Origin of the sequence: Actinoallomurus sp. NPDC052308 (assembly GCF_040679195.1) — a bacterium.
In the GTDB taxonomy this organism is placed as follows: Bacteria; Actinomycetota; Actinomycetes; order Streptosporangiales; family Streptosporangiaceae; genus Actinoallomurus; species Actinoallomurus liliacearum.
The window spans coordinates 89,663-108,108 of record NZ_JBFAUM010000006.1 but is presented as its reverse complement, the minus strand read 5'-3'; the positions used below and the strand labels follow the sequence as shown (position 1 = coordinate 108,108).

At 68.9% G+C, this 18,446-nt stretch carries 21 protein-coding genes; 4 read left to right on the top strand and 17 right to left on the bottom strand.

The genetic code is table 11. The features are described 5' to 3' along the window. Positions 1-59: 59 nt before the first annotated feature. The 3 genes from AB0L00_RS19330 (at position 60) to AB0L00_RS19320 (ending at position 3,596) form a co-directional block, all read left to right on the top strand. Positions 60-974, top strand: coding sequence for a serine hydrolase (locus AB0L00_RS19330; RefSeq protein ID WP_364435696.1), 915 nt, complete (start codon positions 60-62; stop codon positions 972-974). A 111-nt stretch (positions 975-1,085) separates the two neighbouring features. After that, positions 1,086-2,060, top strand: a complete 975-nt coding sequence (locus tag AB0L00_RS19325; RefSeq protein WP_364435693.1) for an MBL fold metallo-hydrolase — start codon at positions 1,086-1,088, stop codon at positions 2,058-2,060. A 180-nt stretch (positions 2,061-2,240) separates the two neighbouring features. Further along, positions 2,241-3,596 (top strand): cytochrome P450, encoded by a 1,356-nt coding sequence (locus tag AB0L00_RS19320; RefSeq protein ID WP_364435691.1) that lies wholly within the window; start codon positions 2,241-2,243, stop codon positions 3,594-3,596. Positions 3,597-3,621: 25 nt separating this feature from the next. On the opposite strand, the gene AB0L00_RS19315 is transcribed toward AB0L00_RS19320, so the two are convergent. From AB0L00_RS19315 to AB0L00_RS19275, 9 genes are all read right to left on the bottom strand, one after another. Beyond that, positions 3,622-3,966 carry a hypothetical protein gene (locus AB0L00_RS19315; RefSeq protein WP_364435688.1) on the bottom strand — a complete coding sequence of 115 codons (345 nt, stop codon included), beginning with the start codon at positions 3,964-3,966 and terminating at the stop codon, positions 3,622-3,624. 50 nt (positions 3,967-4,016) lie between these two features. Further along, complete coding sequence (locus AB0L00_RS19310; RefSeq protein WP_364435685.1) at positions 4,017-4,478, bottom strand: hypothetical protein; 462 nt, start codon at positions 4,476-4,478, stop codon at positions 4,017-4,019. Between the two features lie 42 nt (positions 4,479-4,520). Continuing rightward, positions 4,521-5,021 carry a hypothetical protein gene (locus tag AB0L00_RS19305; protein WP_364435682.1) on the bottom strand — a complete coding sequence of 167 codons (501 nt, stop codon included), beginning with the start codon at positions 5,019-5,021 and terminating at the stop codon, positions 4,521-4,523. 5 nt (positions 5,022-5,026) lie between these two features. Further along, the gene (locus AB0L00_RS19300) at positions 5,027-5,350 is read right to left on the bottom strand and encodes a hypothetical protein (protein ID WP_364435679.1); all 324 of its coding nucleotides are present in this window, start codon (positions 5,348-5,350) and stop codon (positions 5,027-5,029) included. Next, positions 5,347-5,757: a YbaB/EbfC family nucleoid-associated protein gene (locus AB0L00_RS19295; RefSeq protein WP_364435676.1), complete on the bottom strand. Its 411-nt coding sequence runs from the start codon at positions 5,755-5,757 to the stop codon at positions 5,347-5,349. Before AB0L00_RS19295 ends, AB0L00_RS19300 begins: the two co-directional genes overlap by 4 nt. 102 nt (positions 5,758-5,859) lie before the next feature. Continuing rightward, positions 5,860-6,954 (bottom strand): ABC transporter ATP-binding protein, encoded by a 1,095-nt coding sequence (locus AB0L00_RS19290; protein ID WP_364435673.1) that lies wholly within the window; start codon positions 6,952-6,954, stop codon positions 5,860-5,862. Then, positions 6,951-7,775, bottom strand: a complete 825-nt coding sequence (locus AB0L00_RS19285; RefSeq protein WP_364435671.1) for a carbohydrate ABC transporter permease — start codon at positions 7,773-7,775, stop codon at positions 6,951-6,953. Before AB0L00_RS19285 ends, AB0L00_RS19290 begins: the two co-directional genes overlap by 4 nt. A 64-nt stretch (positions 7,776-7,839) precedes the next feature. Next, positions 7,840-8,751 (bottom strand): sugar ABC transporter permease, encoded by a 912-nt coding sequence (locus AB0L00_RS19280; protein WP_364435668.1) that lies wholly within the window; start codon positions 8,749-8,751, stop codon positions 7,840-7,842. After that, entirely contained in the window at positions 8,723-10,108 is a 1,386-nt protein-coding gene (locus AB0L00_RS19275) for an extracellular solute-binding protein (RefSeq protein WP_364435665.1), read from the bottom strand. Before AB0L00_RS19275 ends, AB0L00_RS19280 begins: the two co-directional genes overlap by 29 nt. Positions 10,109-10,297: 189 nt before the next feature. Between AB0L00_RS19275 and AB0L00_RS19270 the strand changes: the two genes are divergently transcribed. Then, complete coding sequence (locus AB0L00_RS19270; protein ID WP_364435663.1) at positions 10,298-11,128, top strand: endo alpha-1,4 polygalactosaminidase; 831 nt, start codon at positions 10,298-10,300, stop codon at positions 11,126-11,128. 191 nt (positions 11,129-11,319) lie between these two features. On the opposite strand, the gene AB0L00_RS19265 is transcribed toward AB0L00_RS19270, so the two are convergent. The 8 genes from AB0L00_RS19265 to AB0L00_RS19230 all read right to left on the bottom strand — a co-directional run bounded on the left by AB0L00_RS19265 (position 11,320) and on the right by AB0L00_RS19230 (position 18,440). Next, complete coding sequence (locus AB0L00_RS19265) at positions 11,320-11,745, bottom strand: cytotoxic translational repressor of toxin-antitoxin stability system (protein WP_364435661.1); 426 nt, start codon at positions 11,743-11,745, stop codon at positions 11,320-11,322. Then, positions 11,742-12,158, bottom strand: a complete 417-nt coding sequence (locus AB0L00_RS19260; protein ID WP_364435658.1) for a prevent-host-death protein — start codon at positions 12,156-12,158, stop codon at positions 11,742-11,744. The genes AB0L00_RS19265 and AB0L00_RS19260 overlap by 4 nt, the downstream gene beginning before the upstream one ends. Positions 12,159-12,316: 158 nt before the next feature. Next, positions 12,317-13,714, bottom strand: a complete 1,398-nt coding sequence (locus AB0L00_RS19255; RefSeq protein WP_364435655.1) for a dihydrolipoamide acetyltransferase family protein — start codon at positions 13,712-13,714, stop codon at positions 12,317-12,319. A gap of 2 nt (positions 13,715-13,716) precedes the next feature. Then, the gene (locus AB0L00_RS19250; RefSeq protein WP_364435652.1) at positions 13,717-14,694 is read right to left on the bottom strand and encodes an alpha-ketoacid dehydrogenase subunit beta; all 978 of its coding nucleotides are present in this window, start codon (positions 14,692-14,694) and stop codon (positions 13,717-13,719) included. Between the two features lie 48 nt (positions 14,695-14,742). Continuing rightward, positions 14,743-15,864: a pyruvate dehydrogenase (acetyl-transferring) E1 component subunit alpha gene (pdhA, locus tag AB0L00_RS19245; RefSeq protein ID WP_364435649.1), complete on the bottom strand. Its 1,122-nt coding sequence runs from the start codon at positions 15,862-15,864 to the stop codon at positions 14,743-14,745. 218 nt (positions 15,865-16,082) lie between these two features. Beyond that, a complete protein-coding gene (locus AB0L00_RS19240; protein ID WP_364435646.1) occupies positions 16,083-17,693 on the bottom strand; it encodes a hypothetical protein in 1,611 nt (536 codons plus the stop codon). A gap of 67 nt (positions 17,694-17,760) precedes the next feature. After that, entirely contained in the window at positions 17,761-18,174 is a 414-nt protein-coding gene (locus tag AB0L00_RS19235; RefSeq protein ID WP_364435643.1) for a DNA-binding protein, read from the bottom strand. Further along, positions 18,156-18,440 (bottom strand): hypothetical protein, encoded by a 285-nt coding sequence (locus tag AB0L00_RS19230; protein WP_345367099.1) that lies wholly within the window; start codon positions 18,438-18,440, stop codon positions 18,156-18,158. The genes AB0L00_RS19235 and AB0L00_RS19230 overlap by 19 nt, the downstream gene beginning before the upstream one ends. Positions 18,441-18,446: the final 6 nt, after the last annotated feature.

The following is an 18,446-nucleotide window of genomic DNA, read 5'->3' as shown; positions in this document are numbered from 1 at the left end:
TAGGCGGTCGGCTATCACTCGAACGCGGATCGGGCCGACCACTCCGATAGCGTGGCCGCGTGCGGACGGAGGAGCTGATCACCCAGACGTTCGCCAGGGCCTCGGCGACCGCCCGCCTTCACGTGGTCGACATCCGCGACGGCCGGCAGATCGGCGTGCGCCCCGACGAGCAGGTGGTCATCGCCTCGGTCTTCAAGATCCTGCTGGTGCTCGAGTTCGCCCGGCAGGTGGTCGCCGGGCAACTCGACCCCGCCGAGCGCGTCGTCGTACGGGCCCGGGACCGGCTCGGCGGCTGGGGACTGGCCGGTTGCGCGGACGACGCCGAGGTGTCGCTCCGCGATCTGGCTTACTTCACGATGTCGGTCAGCGACAACACGGCGGCCGACCTGCTGCTGCGCCGCGTCGGGCCGGACACCCTGTCCCTGCTGACGGCGGAGCTGGGCCTGACACGCACGCGGCTGATCGGCGGCCCGCGCGAACTCCTGGAGTCGATGTTCGCCGACGTCGGCGCCCGGACGGACGTGGAGTTCGCCCGCATCTTCTCGACCCTCTCGGAGGAGCGGGTCCGAGGGCTGAGCGTGCTGGATCCGGAGCGCACCACCTCCAGCACGGCACGGGAGATCACCCGGCTGTTGAGCCTGATCTGGCGGGACGAGGCGGGTCCGGCGCCGGCGTGCGCGATGGTGCGGGAGCTGATGGGACGTCAGATCTTCTGGACGCGGCTCCCCGCCGGATTCCCGTCCGAGGTGCGCGTGCCCGCCAAGACGGGGACGCTGCCGGGCCTGCACATCGAGGCCGGCGTCGCCGAGTACCCCGATGGGGGACGGTACGCCATCGCGATCTTCGCGCGGACCGAACGGCTCGGCACCCGCAGCCTGGACGTGGACCTGGCGATGGGCGAGGCCGCGCGCATCGCGGTGGAGGCGCTTCGGTCGCGCGACGCGCGTAGTCACACCGCCGCCGACCTGCCCTGATATCCATCCGCGTATCCACGGTTAGCTGGGACGATCTTGGACGTGGGCGGACGCCTGATGGTTGAGTCTGCGCTGATCAGTCGCTCAGCCGACCCGAAAGGGGAGATCAGCATGTCCGGACAACGAGTCGGCCGCCGGGTTTTTCTGCGCGGCGCCGGAGGCGCCACCGTCGCTTCGGTGGCGGCGGCATCCGTGTTCGCACCACCCACGACCGGCCAGGCCCCGGCGGCGCCACGGGCCAGGAAGAAGAGCACCGCCGCGACGTTCCGCTGGTTCGGTACGGCGGGATGGCGGATCGACATCGGGTCGCGGACGTTGCTCATCGACCCGTACCTCAGCCGGTACTCCACCGGCATGTTCGACGGGAAGTTCAACCCCGCCACAGAGCTGACGGTGGACACCAAGACGATCGATGAGAACGTCGGCAGGCCGGAGACGATCCTGGTGACCCACTCGCACTGGGACCACTTCAACGACGTCCCGTACATCGCGCAGAAGACGGGTGCGCGGGTCCTCGGCACCATGACGACCTACAACCTCGCGCTGGCGTGCGACGTGCCGTCCTCGCAGCTGAGCCCGGTCAAGGGCGGTGAGGTGCTCGACTTCGGCGCGTACACCGTCGAGGTGGTCGCTTCGCTGCACAGCCGCAACGCCGCGTACTCGGTCGCGTTCCCCGGTGTGCGCCTCAGCCGGCCCGAGAAGCCGAAGACGGTGGGCGACCTGCCGGAGGGCGACACGCTGAACTTCCAGGTGACCCTGAAGGACGGCCCCGCGGTCTTCTTCATGGGCGCGAGCGACTTCGTGGAGCGCAACGTGACCGGCCTCTCGCCCGACATCGCCATGATCGCCATGCAGGCGAGCGGTTCGACCTACGACTACGCGGACCGTGTCATCACGGCGCTGAACCGGCCCTCCGTCATCGTGCCGGTCCACTGGGACGACTTCGAGGTGGAGTTGGAGAACCCGCCGAAGCCCGACCCGAGCACGAAGCCGCATATGGACGACTTCATCGCGACCGTACAGAAGATCAGCCCGCGCACCAAGGTGGTCGTGCCCGAGTACCTCACCCCGTACCGATTCGGCTGAGCGGCCCGAATTCGGTCATCTCACTGGAATTTGGGAATCACCGGCTGTAGCCTTTCGGCTCCTTGGCGCTGCCCGCGTTTCTTTCGTCGGTCGTTATGGGCGTCCGGACTCCGGTCCGGCCGACCGTGGACGCCTTGATTCGCGGCAGAGGCTCCCCGACCCCCTCGAAAAGGAGCCCGCGTGACTCCCGACCAGTTCGGCACCGGACCTTCCTCAGGATGCCCCGCCCACTCCGGCCGCCTGCCGTTGTACGGGCCGGAATTCGCCGCCGATCCCCATGGCACCTACGCCGCCCTGCGCCGGTACGGAGGCGCCGCGCCGGTCGAGTTGTCACCCGGCGTGCCCGGCACGCTCGTCGTCGGCTACCAGGCCGCGCTCGACGTCCTGCGCGACCCGATCAGGTTCCCCAAGGACCCCCGCCGCTGGCAGGCGAACGTCGCGCCCGACTGCCCGCTGCTGCCGATGATGGGCTACCGGCCGAACGCCCTGTTCACCGACGGCGCCGTCCACACCCGGCTGCGGTCCGCGGTGACGGCGAGTCTGGCGCAGGTGGACTCCAACGTTCTGCGCGGCTGGGTGGAGACCACCGCCGATTCCCTCATCGCGCAGAACGCGCACGTCGGCCAGATGGACCTGATCACCGACTACGCCCGCGTCCTGCCCCTCCTCGTGTTCAACTCCATGTTCGGCTGCCCGTCGGTGATCGGGGATCGGCTGGTCCAGGGCATGAGCGGCATCTTCGAAGGCATCGAGGCCGAGAAGTTCAACATGATCCTGGGCGAGGCCATCATGGAGCTGGTGGCCTACAAACGCGCCAACCCGGGCCCCGACGTGACCTCCTGGCTGATGGCCCACCCGGCGGAGCTGACGGACGAGGAGATGCTGAGCCAGCTCGTCACGCTCATCGGAGCCGGGACCGAGCCCGTGCAGAACCTCATCGCGAACACCATGTTGCTGCTGCTGTCCGACGATCGTTTCGCGGACGGCCTGTCGGGGGGCAGCCTGCCCATCGAGGACGCGCTGGACGAGGTGCTGTGGATGGACCCGCCCATCGCGAACTACGCGGCCACCTACCCGCCGAAGGAGACGGACCTCGACGGCGTCTGGCTGCCCGCCGACCAGCCGGTCGTCGTCAGTTTCGCCGCCGCGAACACCGATCCGTCGCTGGCGTCCGACGTACGGGCGGGCAACCGGGCGCACCTGGCGTGGGGCGCGGGGCCGCACACCTGCCCGGCGCAGAGCCACGGACGTCTCATCGCCACGGCCGCGATCGAGAAGCTCCTCGACAAGCTCCCCGGCATGGAACTCGCGCCTCCCCCCGAAGGGCTGCAGTGGCGACCGGGGATGTTCCACCGTGCGCTGACCGCGCTCCCGGTCCGCTTCCCGCCCGTGGCGGTGCCCGCTCCCGTGCCCGTGGCGACGGAGAACCCCCCGGCCCCGCCGGCGCCGCTCGCCATGCCGGAGCGGCCGGACTTCTCGGACACGGAGCGGCCCCGCTGGTGGCGCACCCTGGTCGGCTGGTGGCGCGGTCAGTAGCAGGCGGCCGTACGGGATCGGGCGATCAAGCCTGTTGTGTCCGGAGGTGTGCGGCGGCCGCTCTCAGCATCTCCTCGTAGGAGACGTGGTCGCCGCTGCGGGCGACGGTATATCCGAGCTCATCGGCGTCGGACGGCGTCTCGCATTCGTAATAATATCTGTCCTCAGATTCGAGAACGTCACCTTCGTCGTTGATCGCTATCGCGACGTAGACGAGTACGTCATGGTCGCTCGGGCGGGCGAGTCCGATCGCCATCAGGTCTTCCCAGTGGTCCACCAGGTCGAACGATTCGGCGCCCAGGTCGGCGGCGAATCGATCGACCAGTTCGCGGACCGCCGGGTCCTTGCGGGCGAGTGGCGAACGATCCATCGACAACCTTTCCGTCGCCGGACGAGGAGCCTTTATCCTACGGCAGGCGCCTACTTCCGGAACTTGTCCCGCAGATCTGTCAATATCTTCCGCACTTTGCTGTTCCCCGTCTTGAGTGCCTCCTCTACCGTCATCTGACGGTATTCGCTGCCCAGCTCGCGCCACACTCCGCCGCGCAGGAACCGCCCGGCGTAATCCTCCACGGTGAGGTTCCGATATCGGAAGGCGATGCTGTCTGCCGGGAGCCGGAGCTTCCGCGCCTGGTTTTCCAGTTGCCGCTTCAGTTGCGCTTCGGCCTCCTTGCGAAGCGCCTCCTGAACCTCTTTCTCGGTTTTCCCGGCGAGGTCATCGGTCATTCGGGCGAGAGCCTTCTCCGTCGCCGCCCGGACCTCGGCCTCGGTGACCTTCGCGGCGTCGGCCTCCGTGTCCCTCCACATCGCCTTGGCCAGGTCCTTGACGACCCAGGAGATGATCTTGGCGCCGGCCTCGCCTTCAGCGGCACCGCCGGCCATGAGCGCGCCTTTCTCCCGGCCGTACGGTCGTCATGGACGTGATCACGCGGACAGCAGCGCGTTGACGGCCTCGTTGATCCCCGCGTTGATGAGCATCCCCTGGATCTCCTTGAAGACCGGAATCTCCAGCAGGGATCCACCGAACGTCTCGGGCGAGGTGGCGATCGCCTCGATGATCTCGATCGCGAGGATCGCCAGTTGCACGAACGTGTAGACCTTTAAGCCGATCACGATGGCCGCGGAGCCGTACATTCCGATGCCGGTCCCGATGCTGGCCTTCTGGGCGATGCCCAGGTTGTCGTGCGGCTGCTGCCTTTCCTGCCACTTCTGCCGGAAGGCGTCGACCGAGTCCCCGGCGTTGGCGTCGACGAGCTCCTGGGCGGATCCGTGAGCCTGGCCGCGGACCTGCGCGAGCGTCGTGCCGTGCTGCGTGTAGAGCCCGCCGAGTTCGACGAGGTTGCCTTCGCTGATCTCCGGCCACTGGTAGCCGAGGTCGTTCAGTAGCCGTTCGGCCCAGTCCGGAAGTCTGATCCCCGTTCCCATGGTCGTCACCGTGGCGGTAGCGAGTTGCGTGCTTGTTGGATGTTCACTTTCTCGACGGCGTCATGGAGCTGCTGCCGGGTGGTCCATTTGTCGGCGTGGCTGCGTATGCCGTGCACGTTGGAGGAGACGCACTTCTGGAGGATTCCGCGGACCGCGTCATGCGCGGCCCAGATCAACGGGCTGATCAGGTCGTTGCCCGGTTCCTCCACCAGGCTCTGCACCTTGTCGTCGAAATCCTGCTGTAACGCGTCGAGCGATCCGGCCGTCTGGTGAAGGTTCGCCGTATGCGTCAGCGTGGTCTTCCTGTCGACCAGCATTCTGTCGTTCACATGGCCTCCTGAGCCTGCCGGACCGCCGCGCTGATCGCTTCGGAGATGGCCGCCAGTTGGCGTACGCTCTGTTCCTGGATTTCGGCGAGCTGCGCCGCGATGACCTCCGGCCTCGGTAAGGCGGGTTGTTCCGCCGGGGGAGGCTGCGCCGCGAGACCGTCGAGGGCCGCGTTCACCGCTGCCGTGATGTGCTCGGCCAACTCCTGTGATGGCATCCGCATCACACGCGGGTCGAGCTCCAGTGACTCGATGTGTCCCGCCACCGCGACGGCTTTCACCCGGCCGTCGGGCGACTCGCCGACCCCGCGGACCTCGCGGGCGCCGCCGGAGCCCGCCGTCCCGAGGGATTCGAGCACGTTCCTCGTACGAGAGATTAAGTCGTCGACCTCGGCGCTTCTCAGGTCCATCGGACATCCCGTCGCCGTAACTGACCCCGTCGGGACGATTATTTTAAGCAGATCCCCGACCTATTGTGACGAATGTCCGATTTCGGCCATCGGGTCATGCATTCAGCAGTCCTCGATGAGGTCGCCGTCGTCGGCCCGGTAGAGGAGGGTGCGGCCGGGCCGCGGGGCGACCCGCATCGTCGCGCCGACCGCCGGTTCGCGGTCCTCGGGGACGGTGAGCTGGACGTTCGGGCCCGAGGTCGCCAGCGTCACCAGGGACGTCGTGCCGAGGTTCTCGACGATCTCCACCCGGCCCTCGATGCCGTCCGCGGCCTCCTGGACGTACTCGGGCCGGAACCCGGCGATGACCTTGTCGCCGGGCCCGACGAGGCCGGTGGCCTCCTCGGGGACCGGCAGCCGCAGGCCCGCCACGTCGATCTCGTCGGTCCACGAGCTCGTCGGATCGCCGTCTCCGGGCACGCACTCGCCCTCGAGGAGGTTCATCGGGGTCGAGCCGATGAAGCCGGCGACGAAGATGTTCGCGGGTCGCTGGAAGACCTCGCGAGCCGTGCCGATCTGGCGGACGCGCCCGTCCTCCATGACGGCGATGCGGTCGGCGAGCGCGAGGGCCTCCGCCTGATCGTGGGTGACGAAGACGGTGGTGACGCCGAGGTCGTGCTGCAGCTTCTTCAGGAACGTCCGGGCCTCCAGGCGGAGGCGTGCGTCGAGGTTGGACAGCGGCTCGTCCAGCAGGAAGACGGTGGGCCGGGCGGCCATCGCCCGCGCGAGCGCGACGCGCTGCTGCTGCCCGCCGGACAACTGCGCCGGGCGGCGATCGAGGTACGGGCCGAGGGACAGCCCGGCGGCGGTGCCGGCCGCCTTCGCCCGGCGTTCGGCGCGCGGCACCTTCTTCAGCCGGAGCGGGTAGGCGATGTTGTCGGCCACGGTCATGTGCGGGAACAGCGCGTAGTCCTGGAACACCATCGCCACGTCCCGGTCGCCGGGCGGCAGGCGGGTGACGTCGCGCTCGCCGATCCGTACGGTGCCGGACGTGGCCGTCTCGAGCCCGGCGATCGTACGGAGCAGGGTCGTCTTGCCGCAGCCGGACGGGCCGAGCAGCGCGAAGAACTCCCCGTCCGCGATCTCCAGTGAGAGGTCGTCCAGCGCTCGTACGTCGCCGTCGTAGACCTTCGTCACCGCCTCCAGTGCGACTCTCACCCTTTGATCCCTCCGTGGAAACGGAAGCCGTAGCGGCGGCTGACGAACAGGAACATGACGACCACTGGAACGGAGTAGAGCAGCGCGAACGTCGAGATCAGCGCGAGGTCCGGCTGGCCGCCCTCGGTGTAGAAGGTGTTGAGGGTGACGGCGGCGGGCTGCTTCTCCGGGCTGCGGTACAGCAGGAACGGCATGAGGAAGTTGCCCCAGACGTTCACCACCGCCCAGACGGCGATGGTGGCGAGGCCGGGCCGTACGTTCGGCAGCACGACGTGGCCGAAGACCTGCAGCGAGTTCGCGCCGAAGACCCGCGCGGACTCCTCATGCGATCGGGGCATGGTGTCCATGAAGTCCTTGAGGATGAAGATGGCGGCCGGCAGCAGCCCGCCGGTCAGCACGAGGATCACACCGAGGTCCTGATCGAGCAGGCGCAGCCGGAACATCAGCTGGAAGATCGGCACCATCGCGGCGGTCCCGGTGATCACCGAGGACAGCAGCAGGAGCAGGTAGAGGATCGCGTCCCGGCCGGGCACGCGCGCCTTGCTCAGGGCGTACGCGGCGAGCGCGGCGGCGCCGACGGTGAGCAGCATCGTCCACAGCGACAGCACGGCCGAGTTGTACAGCGAGGGCAGCGCGTTCGGGTCGTCGCCGAGCGCCCGGAAGTTGGCGAGCGTGAAGTCCGGCCACCGCACCGCGAACGTCGGATGCCGCGTGAACGGCGCGGTGACCAGCCACAGCATCGGCAGCGCGAAGAACGCCGTGACCAGAGAGACGAGCACGTAGAACCCGATCCGCCGCAGCACCGTCCGTACGGCCGTCATGGACCCTCCTTCGTCGGAGGAGTGACCGGAGGGGCTGTGCTGTCGATTCCCTCGCTTCGCTCGGTCATGGGCGCCTCCGGAGGATCCGCACGTACGCCAGCGCGAGCACGAGGTTGATCAGCAGCATGATCAGTGAGATCGCACTGGCGAAGCCGAGCCGCTCACCCGGCAGCGCGGTGAGGTAGATGTACACCGGCAGCACCGCGGACGCGCCGTGCGGCTCGCCCTTGGTGATGAGGTACGGCGTGAAGTCGTTGAACGTCCACAGGCTGATCAGGAGCGTGTTGGTCAGGATGTGGCCGCGGATGTTCGGCAGGACGACGTCGCGCAACTGCTGCCATCCCCGGGCGCCCGCCAGCCGGGCGGACTCCAGTTGGCTCGGCGGGACGTTCGACAGCGCGGCCGAGAACAGCATCATCGAGAACGCCGTGCCCCGCCACGTGTTGAACACGATGAGCGCGCCCATCGGATGCTCGAACCACCAGTCGTGGCCCGGCGTGCGCAGGATCGCGTTGAGCGTGCCGCCCTGGTCCTTCAGGAACGCGATCCACAGCCAGGCCACCACCACGCCCGGCAGGACCCAGGCGAGCAGCACGACCGTCTCGACCGTCGCCCTGACCCACGCCCGCGCCGAGCGCGGGGGGCGGTGGGGCGAAGCCACGGGGGTGGAACGCAACGACCAGGCGAGGAGGAATCCGAGGACGTTCTGCCCGATGACGGCCGAGCCGAAGACGAACAGCAGCGTACGGCCGAGGGCGTCGCGGAAGTCCTTGTCGCCGAGCGCCCGCGTGTAGTTGTCCGTGCCGACGATCCGGGGGTGGGCGGCCGCCGTCCCGGTGAGCCGGTAGTCGGTCAGCCCCAGGTAGAGCGTCCACAGCGCCGGCAGGATGAGGAACACCGTGATGAGCAGCAGGGCCGGGAGGACGAACGCGAGCCCGGCCCGCCGCTCAGCCGGTGCTGACGCCGCCACTGCCACCGACGGCCTGCTCGAGGTTCTGTTCGTACGCCTTCGCCGCCGCGTCGACGCTCCCGCCCGCCACCACGTCGCCGGTCGCCTTCTGCAGGGCCGTGGAGACCTGCGGGTACGCGGCGAGGCCGGGGCGTACGACGGTGATCGGCAGCACCTTGGTCGAGATGAAGTTCAGCAGCGGATCGCTCGCGAGCGTCTCGGCGTTCACGTCGGTGCGCGGGCTGATGCCGACGGCCGTGCGGCGCACCTCCTCCTTGACCGCGTCGTGGGACTGCATGAACGTCAGCAGGTCCCAGACCAGCGCGGCGTTCTTCGTGTGCGGATTGATCACCCAGCCGCTGCCGCCGGACAGGCTGACGAAGTCCTGGCCGCGCACGCCGCCGCCGGGCCGCACGGCGGGGATCAGCGCGTACCCGACCGTCTGGTCCCGGTCCTTCATCGGCGCCACCTCGGCGTCCGGGCCGACGACCTCACGCCAGAAGTAGTCGCTCTCCAGCAGCATGCCGACCTTGCCCTGGGCGAACCGCTGGAACGACTCGTCCCGGCCCTGCGGGTTCTGCTGCAGGCGCGGGTCGCCGAGTCCGCCGGAGTACACCTTCTTGTAGACGTCGAGGACGTCGCGGATCTGCGGGGTGTTCCCCAGCCACCTGCCGTTCTCGTAGATCTGGTGGCCGGTGCCGGCGAGCAGCGGCAGCACGCCCTGCATGGACGTGGCCTCCGACATCGCGGTCCCCGCGTTGAGCTGGATCGGCGTGACGCCCTTGACGCCCTTGACGCCCTTGAGCCGCCGGCCCGCGGCGAGGACGTCGTCCCAGCTCTTCGGCTGCCAGTCAGCGGGGAGCCCGGCCTGCTGGAACAGCTTCCGGTTGTAGAAGATCACTCGGCCGTCGGTGCCGCTCGGCAGGCCGTACCGCCTGCCGTCGAAGGCCATGATGTTCTGCACCGGCCCGGGGATCTGCGCGAAGCCGTCCCACTGGTTCGCGGCGGCGCCGACGGTCTGGTCGAGCGGCTTGATGTATCCCGCCTGGGCGAACTCACCGACCCAGATGCCGTCGATCTGCAGCAGGTCCGCGCCGCCGCCCGACTTCAGGTCGAGCGCCGTCTTCTCCTTGTACGGGGCGTCGTCCACGCCCGTCCCCAGGTAGCGGACCGTGACCTTCTTCCCCTTGCTCTTCTCGTACGCGGTGAACTTCGGGATGACGTAGTCGGTGACCCACTCGGCGCCGGCGGCGTTCTTGCCGCCCTTGACGCCGTTGGCGCTGATCCGGATCGTGGTCCCGCCGCCCCCGCTCGCCCCGCCCGAGCACCCCGCCACGATGAGGCCCGTCGCCATGACGGCCGCCGCCGCTCGCGTGATCTTCATGCCGCGCCTCCCAGGCAGGCTTTTCACGCTCTTTACTGAGATGTCGAAGGATTTCCACGATCACGGCGGCTCCACACCTGTAACCCAGGTCACAATTGGGGCTCAACCGGGCTAAGTGCCGCCTGGATCCAAGATCATCACTTTCCCGAAATCCTGCCGTGTCGGCGCGTCCGGCTAGTTTGCTCACCTATGGCACTGAAATACGCGATCCTCGCGCTGTCCCTCGCTGCCGTCGCGGGTTGCGGCGGTTCGGGCGGCGCCCGCGACGTGGCCGCCCACGAGACGGCGTCGGCGAAGGCGCAGGCGGCCTCGGCCTCCTGGTGGAAGCCGAAGACCGGTGTGAGCTGGCAGTGGCAGCTCAGCGGCAAGATCGACACGTCGGTCAACGCGAGCGTCTACGACGTCGACATGTTCGACACGCCCAAGTCGACGGTGACCGCGCTGCACGCCAAGGGCCGTAAGGTCATCTGCTACATCGACATCGGCGCGGCGGAGCAGGGCCGGCCCGACTACGCCAAGTTCCCCAAGTCCATCCTCGGCAACAAGGTCGACGGCTGGCCGCAGGAGCGCTGGGTCGACATCCGGAAGATCGACGTGATTCGGCCGATCTGGGCGGCGCGCCTGGACCAGTGCAAGGCCAAGGGCTTCGACGGCGTCGAACCGGACCTGGCCGACGCGTACCAGAACAAGTCCGGCTTCCCGGTGACCGCGAAGCAGCAACTGGCGTTCAACCGCATGCTGGCGAGCGTCGCCCACCAGAAGGGCCTCGCCGTCGGCCTGAAGAACGACCTCGGCCAGATCCCGACCCTGGTCAAGGACTTCGACTTCGCGGTGAACGAGCAGTGCGCCGAGTACGACGAGTGTTCCGCCCTCAAGCCGTTCATCACGGCGGGCAAGCCCGTCTTCCACGCCGAGTACGACCTGCCGCTGAGCAAGTTCTGCGCCGAGTCCAAGCGCCTGAAGCTCAGCTCCATCCGCAAGACCCTCGACCTCACCGCCAAACGCCAGACCTGCCCCTGACCGAACGCCCTGTCGGCGATACGTCCGTATCGCCGACAGTGTGGCTCAGAAGGTTGCGGATTCACCAGCCGCCGAGACAACACCGCCAATGCTGCGTTGGAGGCCCGGCAACCTTGATCCCTGGCGTCTGCTGCGCCCTATCGGCTGCTATCACCGGGGATCAGCGGGGTGGATCCGACGCCGCCGATCTTCTAGATGCCGTCCAGCCAGTACTGCTGCAGCCGGATGATGGCTTCCTCCCGAGTCATCTCGGCGACCTCCTTCTCCGAAAGGCCGACCCGTGCGATCAGGAGATGCACCATTTCGGCGGGGAGCGGGCTCTTGTCCGGTGGGGAAGCTCCTCGCGCAGGTTTCCGACCATCGCGAACACAGGCCCAGAATTCCTGCTCTGAGACGTCGAGCTGGTCGCGGAGGATGTGCGCCCAAAGACTCGTGCCATAGCCGCTGCGATCAACCGGATGGGAGATCCTCGTCCGTAGGATCGACCCGTCGGGCAGGTCCAGCTCGTAGGTCGCATGATGTGTTCCGACGCGTCCGCGCGCGTCGCGCACCCGACGCCACCCTTCGGTCACGCAGAAGCACTCGTGATCCTTCCGGGTGGGCTGTGGCCAGGTCATGTGCCGTCCCCGGTGAGCCAGGCGCGTAGCTGGCCGTCGTCGCTGAGATTGATCAGCTGCACCAGGCCCCAATGCTGACGATGGTTAGGGGCCTCGCGTAGTCGCTCTTGCCAGTCGGCGGCGTACTCACGAAGGGCATCCACCATCTCGTCGATGGCCTCGTCGAACGTGGCGCCGTCGGCGGAGATGGGCAACCCGGGGAGAAAGACCGACCAGCCGCCGTCCTCGGCCACGACCTGCGCCCGGACCGGACTCACGACGGCAAGGAAGTGCCGCAGCCGAGCGGCGTCGACGACCGCTGCCATCGAGGACTCCCGGCGTACGGTCGCCGTGCATCCCAGCTCTGCCGCGTCGAGGAGATCCTTCAGATGCGCGCGAGCCTCCGTGTAGCTGTTGAAGTGCACAGACGACATGATGCCACTCCCTGTCACCGGTCATGCCGTTTTTGTGACTACGGCAAGTACGTCGAGTACTTAACGTACCTCGCTGCCAGTGAGCGGGCTCCGCCTGTGGTCACGCAGAGAAAAGGGCTCCGGGCCGCGTCGGCGGCCCGGAGCCCTTCTCCTCTCCGTCAGGACCAGGCGAGCATGCGCATGGGGTCCTCGAGCATGGCGCCGACCTCGCGGAGGACGGCGGAGCCGAGCTCGCCGTCGACGATGCGGTGGTCGAACGACAGCGCCAGCGTCGTCACCTTGCGGACCTTGATCTCGCCCTCGTGCACCCAGGGCATGTCCCGGATCTGGCCGACGGCGAGGATGGCCGACTCGCCGGGGGTCAGGATCGGGGTGCCCGCGTCGACGCCGAAGACGCCGACGTTCGTGATCGTGATCGTGCCGTCGGACAGGTCGGCCGGGGTGGACTTGCCGGCGCGCGCCGTGGCGGCGAGGTCGGTGAGTGCCCGGGCCAGGTCCGGCAGCGACAGGTCGTGGGCGTCCCGGACCTTCGGCACGATCAACCCGCGCTCGGTCGCGGCGGCGATGCCCAGGTTCACGTAGTGCTTGACCACGATCTCCTGCGCGTCCTCGTCCCACGCCGAGTTGACCAGCGGGTTGCGCCGGACCGCCAGCAGCAGCGCCTTGGCGACCAGCAGCAGCGGCGAGACCTTGACGCCCTCGAAGTCGGGCAGCTCGCGCAGCCGCTTCACGGCGTTCATCGTCTCGGTCACGTCGACCTGCAGCCACTCGGTGACGTGCGGCGCGGTGAACGCCGACTGCACCATGGCCGCCGCCGTGTGCTTGCGCACGCCGCGGATCGGGATGCGCTCCTCCCGCCGCTCGCCCGTCGTACGGACCGGGGTTGCGGGGGCCTCGGCGGCCTGGCGGACGTCGTCCCGGGTGATCGACCCCTGCGGGCCGCTGCCGGTGACGCCGCTCAGGTCGACGCCCAGGTCCTTGGCCAGCTTGCGGACCGGGGGCTTGGCCAGCACCGCGACCCGCGACCCGGCGGGCCGGGAGGCGGGGACGGGGACGGGCTGCGCCGGTGCGGCGGGCTCGGCCCGTACGGCGGACGCGGCCGGGGCGCTGGAGGCTGCGGCCTTGCGGGGGCGGCGTTTGGTCGAGCCGGCCTTCACGCCGTAGCCGACCAGCACCGGGACGCGCTTCTGCTCCGGGGCGGCCGGGTCGACCGCCGGGGCGGGGCTGCCCTCCATGCCCGGCTCCCGCGCGCCCTCGGCGGCGGGGGCGGGCGCGGTCTCCTCCGCCGTCGTCCCGGTGGCCGGGACGTCGCCGCCGACCGCGACCGAGATGATCGGGACGCCGACGTCGACGGTCGTGCCCTCCTCGACGAGGAGCTCGGCGACCGTGCCCTCGTACGGGCAGGGCAGCTCGACGACGGCCTTGGCCGTCTCGATCTCGACGATCGTCTGGTTGACCTCGACGGCGTCGCCGGGCCGTACGTGCCACTTGACGATATCGGCCTCGGTCAGGCCCTCACCGACGTCCGGCAGCTTGAACTGTTTCAGCTCGCCCATGCTCACCACGCGAAGGTCCGGTCGACGGCGTCGAGGACGCGGTCTAGGTCGGGCAGGTAGTGGTCCTCGAGACGGGACGGCGGGTACGGCGTGGAGAAGCCGCCGACCCGCAGCACCGGTGCCTCCAGGTGGTAGAAGCACTTCTCGGTGATCCGGGCGGCGAGCTCGCCGCCGTACCCGTTGAAGACCGGCGCCTCGTGCACGACGACGCACCGGCCGGTCCGGCGTACGGACTCCAGGATCGTCGCCTCGTCGAGCGGGTTGAGCGAGCGGACGTCGATGACCTCGATCGAGTGCTGCTCGTCGGCCTGCGCGGCCTCGAGGGAGGTCTTGACCATCGGCCCGTACGCGAGCACGGTCACGTCCTCGCCGGGGCGCGCGACGACGGCCTTGTCGAAGGGCGCGGCCTTGGACAGGTCGCGGTCGACGGGGGCCTTGTCCCAGTAGCGGCGCTTCGGCTCGAAGAAGATCACCGGGTCGGGGCACTCGATGGCCTGCTGGATCATCGTGTACGCGTCGGCCGGGTTCGAGCACGCGACGACGCGCAGGCCGCCGGTGTGGGTGAAGTACGCCTCCGGCGACTCACTGTGGTGCTCGACCGCGCCGATGCCGCCGCCGCAGGGGATGCGGATGACGACCGGCAGTTCGAGCGTGCCGAGCGACCGCATCCGCATCTTGGCGAGCTGCGTGGTGATCTGGTTGAACGCCGGGAACACGAACCCGTCGAACTGGATCTCGCACACCGGCCGGTAGCCGCGCAGCGCGAGGCCGATGGCCGTGCCGACGATGCCGGACTCGGCCAGCGGCGTGTCGATGACGCGCGCCTCGCCGAAGTCCTTCTGCAGACCGTCGGTCACCCGGAAGACACCGCCGAGCTTGCCGACGTCCTCACCCATGATGAGGACCTTCGGGTCGTTCTCCATGGCCTTGCGAAGGCCCTCGTTCATAGCTCTGGAAAGAGTCAGCGTCTCAGCGCTCACCGTCGCACTCCCCTCCGCGCGTACCCCCGGCCCGAGTCGGCCGCCCCCTCATCGGGACACATCCTCGAACGTCGCCAGGTACGAGGCGAACTGGCCGCGTTCTTCCGCGAGCAGCGAGTGCTCGGTCGCATAGACGTTCTCCCAGATCGCCGTCGGCTCCGGGTCGGGCAATTCTAGACACCGTTTCCGCAGGTCCGAGCCGAGCTCTTTGGCCTCGGCGTCGATCGCGTCGAAAAACGCGCGGTCGGCCAGCTGGTTCTTCACGAGGTAGGCCTTGAGGCGCTCGATCGGGTCCTTGAGCTTCCAGGACTCGAGTTCGGCCTGGAGCCGGTAGCGCGTCGGGTCGTCCGTGGTGGTGTGCGCGCCCATCCGGTAGGTGAACGCCTCGATGAGGGTCGGGCCCTGGCCGCTGCGGGCGTTCTCGAGGGCCTTCCTGGTGACGGCGTGCACGGCGAAGACGTCGTTTCCGTCGACGCGGACGCCGGGGAAGCCGAAGCCCTCGGCGCGGCGGTACAGCGGAATGCGGGACTGCTTCTCCAGCGGCTCGGAGATGGCCCACTGGTTGTTCTGGCAGAAGAAGACGATCGGGGCGTTCTGCGCGGCCGACCAGACGAACGCCTCATTGACGTCGCCCTGGCTGGTCGCGCCGTCGCCGAAGTAGACGATGGCGGCGTTCTCGGCGCTGTCGCGCTGGATGCCCATGGCGTAGCCGGTGGCGTGCAGGGTGTGGCTGCCGATGACGATCGTGTACAGGTGGAAGTTGTGCTCCTTCGGGTCCCACCCGGCATGGTTCACGCCGCGGAAGAGGCCCAGGAGGTCGAGCGGGTCGACGCCCCGGCACCAGGCCACACCGTGCTCCCGGTAGCTGGGGAACGCCATGTCGTCCGGCCGCAGGGCGTGCGCCGAGCCGATCTGCGCGGCCTCCTGGCCGAGCAGCGAGGCCCAGATGCCCAGCTCGCCCTGGCGGGTCAACGCGACGGCCTCGGTGTCGATCCGGCGGACGATCACCAGATCCCGATACAGACCCTTGATCTCCTCGGGGGTCAGGTTCACGTCGTAGTCGGGGTGCTCGACGCGCTCGCCCTCAGGGGTGAGCAGCTGGACGAGTTCCGATGGGGGAGACTGTGCGTCGGTGCCCAGGGGCGCACCGCGCGCGGCGTCGACGATCACGTGCCACTCCTCGTGCGTTCAGGGCCGTTCGCGGGATCGCCGCGGTCGGCCTGGTTGCGCGTCGCCCTTCCCGCGGATCCCGGCGAGTACGGGAGACGTAGTCGTCATCGTGACAGAGGCCACGTACCCGGGCGCAAGCCTTTGCTCCTACGGAAACGTACCCGGAAGGTTGTGCCCTGCCACCAACGCGAATCACGCGCTGATTCGGTAGGAGTGGATCACTCTCGGGACAGTACGCGGGTCGCTCCGGCGGCGACGGTCAGGCCGAGGATGAAGCCCGCGGCGACGAGCGCGTCGGATATCCACAGGTAGATGCCGTGCGGGGCGAACTCCCCCTCCTGACCCAGCGAGCCGACCGGTAGCAGCAGGTCCAGGGTGTACAGGAACGGGTTGAACTGGGTGTTGTGCCCCGGCTCCTGGATCAGCGGACGGTGCTGGAAGACCACGGTGCCGAACGCCAGCAGCGCCACCAGCCACGCGGCCGCCAGGAAGGGCCGGTAGCCGTAGCCGACCGTCCAGTCCTGGGCGTACCCCCAGATCCGGCGCGGCACCGGCTGGGTGTTCCGGCGTGCCCGGTGCTTGGCCAGCAGGACGGAGCGCCGCTCGCCGTCGTGCCCGAGGACCCGGTAGGTCTCCGCGAGCTTCTCGTACGGCTGGGGGATGTAGCCGTCCGTGTCGCGGGCCACCCACTTGAGCCGCTCCTTGGCGGTCAGCGGCGGGTCGATCATCTCGTACGTCAGGCCGTCGAGCTGGTACCTCGGCGCCCACGACAGCGGGTCGTCGCGCAGCAGCTTGATCCGCGCGTAGCTCAGGTCGACGACGCCCTTGACCGGCTCGGCGGCCCGCAGCATCACCTCCTCGGCCTGGGCCCGCTGGAGGTTCAGGGCGACCCCGGCCGGGTTGGAGAGCCGGCCGCCGCGCAGGTTGAACAGGCCGCCGATCCGCGCACCCGCCAGGCTGACCACGCCCTCGGAACGGAAGCCGTCCGAGCAGTAGATGTCCGTCTCGATGCCCATGTCGTCGCAGTTCAGCGCGGTACGGCCCGGATTGGACACGGTCGCGCCGACCATCGAGAGGTACCCGCCGATGCGCGCGCCGCGCAGCCGGATCTCCCCCTCGGCGCTGAACCCGCCGTCGCAGAACATGTTGGCCGCGACCGCGAGCCGGCTGGCGTACAGCGCCTGGCCCTTCGGGTTGCGCAGCCGCGCGCCGCGCAGGTTGAGCAGGCCGCCGATGTGCGCGCCGGGCAGCCGCACCTCGCCCTCGGCGGTGAAGCCCTGGTCGCAGTACACGTTGTTGTCGACGATGAGGCGGTCGGCGAGCAGCGGCGAGTCGCCGCCCGGGTGGGACAGGTAGGCGCCGGTCAGGTTCAGGATGCCGGTGATGTGGGCGCTGTCGAGCCACACGCCGCCGTAGATGTGGCTGCCCTCCAGCCACAGGTGCCCGTCGATGCGCACGCCCGAGGCGACCAGGCCGGGCAGCCGGCAGCGCATGAGGTGGACGCTGCGCAGTTGCGCCCAGTACAGGTGCGGGGCGTCGGTGAGCTGGCAGCCGGTGAGCGCGAGCGGGACGGTGACGTGGGCATGCCCGAGGTTGAGCGTGCCGGTGATCCGCGCGCCGGTCAGGCGTACGGCGGCGACCTGGCCGGGCTCGTTCTCCCGCGCGCCCAGCAGCAGCGCGGAGATCACCTCGGCGCGGATGGTGCGCTCGGGGCCCCAGGCGTTCGTGGCGTCGAAGTCCTGGTCGCCGCCGGACAGGTCCACCGTCTCACCGCGCGGGAACGCGTCCCAGAGCACCCGCTCGGGCTTGGTCAGGTCATCGATCAACATCCACGGCTCCGGGGTGACGACAGAACCTTCATGTATAGCGCGTCGGCGATCCGACCGGTGTGATCGCTTACACGGACACGAGACGCATCCGATCACCGCAGAGCTTCGTCATGTCGTCGATGTCCGAGGTGAGAAGGACGACTGGACGCCGCTGCCGTACGGCCATCTCGGCCACGACGGCGTCGATCGCGTACTTATGGCCGTGCAACCCGGCGTTGATCAGCATCGTCGAGGCGGCCTTGGCCTCCTCTTCGCCGACGTGAACGATCCGCACACCTGAGAGGAGCCAGGCCAGTCGCGCCTTGTCGGTCCGGCGATGCGCGGCTTCGATGATGGTCAGCGCGCTGATCACCACCTCCATGCCTCTTTTGCGGGATTCCGTGACCAACGCGACGACACGCTCGTGATCATCGACGAGCTTCGACAGTCCCTCACAGTCGAGCACGAGGGTGCCCTCGTGGCTCAGCTTGCGGCGGGCCAATTGCCCTCCTCGGCGAACACCTCGTCGAAGACCTGGCGCGCCGTCTCCTGTTCTCGTGCTGAGACCGGTCCCTTGCGGCGTTCGTAGTCGGCCAGGTACTCATCCAGGATCTGGCCGCGCAGCTCGCGCTCGACCGCTTCCGTGATGAAGGCCGAGAACTCGCGCTTGCCGACCCGTTGGCGGATCGCTTCGGCCGTTCCCTCGGGTAGGGAGAGACTCACCCTGGTCGCTGGGCCTTCGCCGACGCTGTACGCCTGCTCGCTCATGGAGTC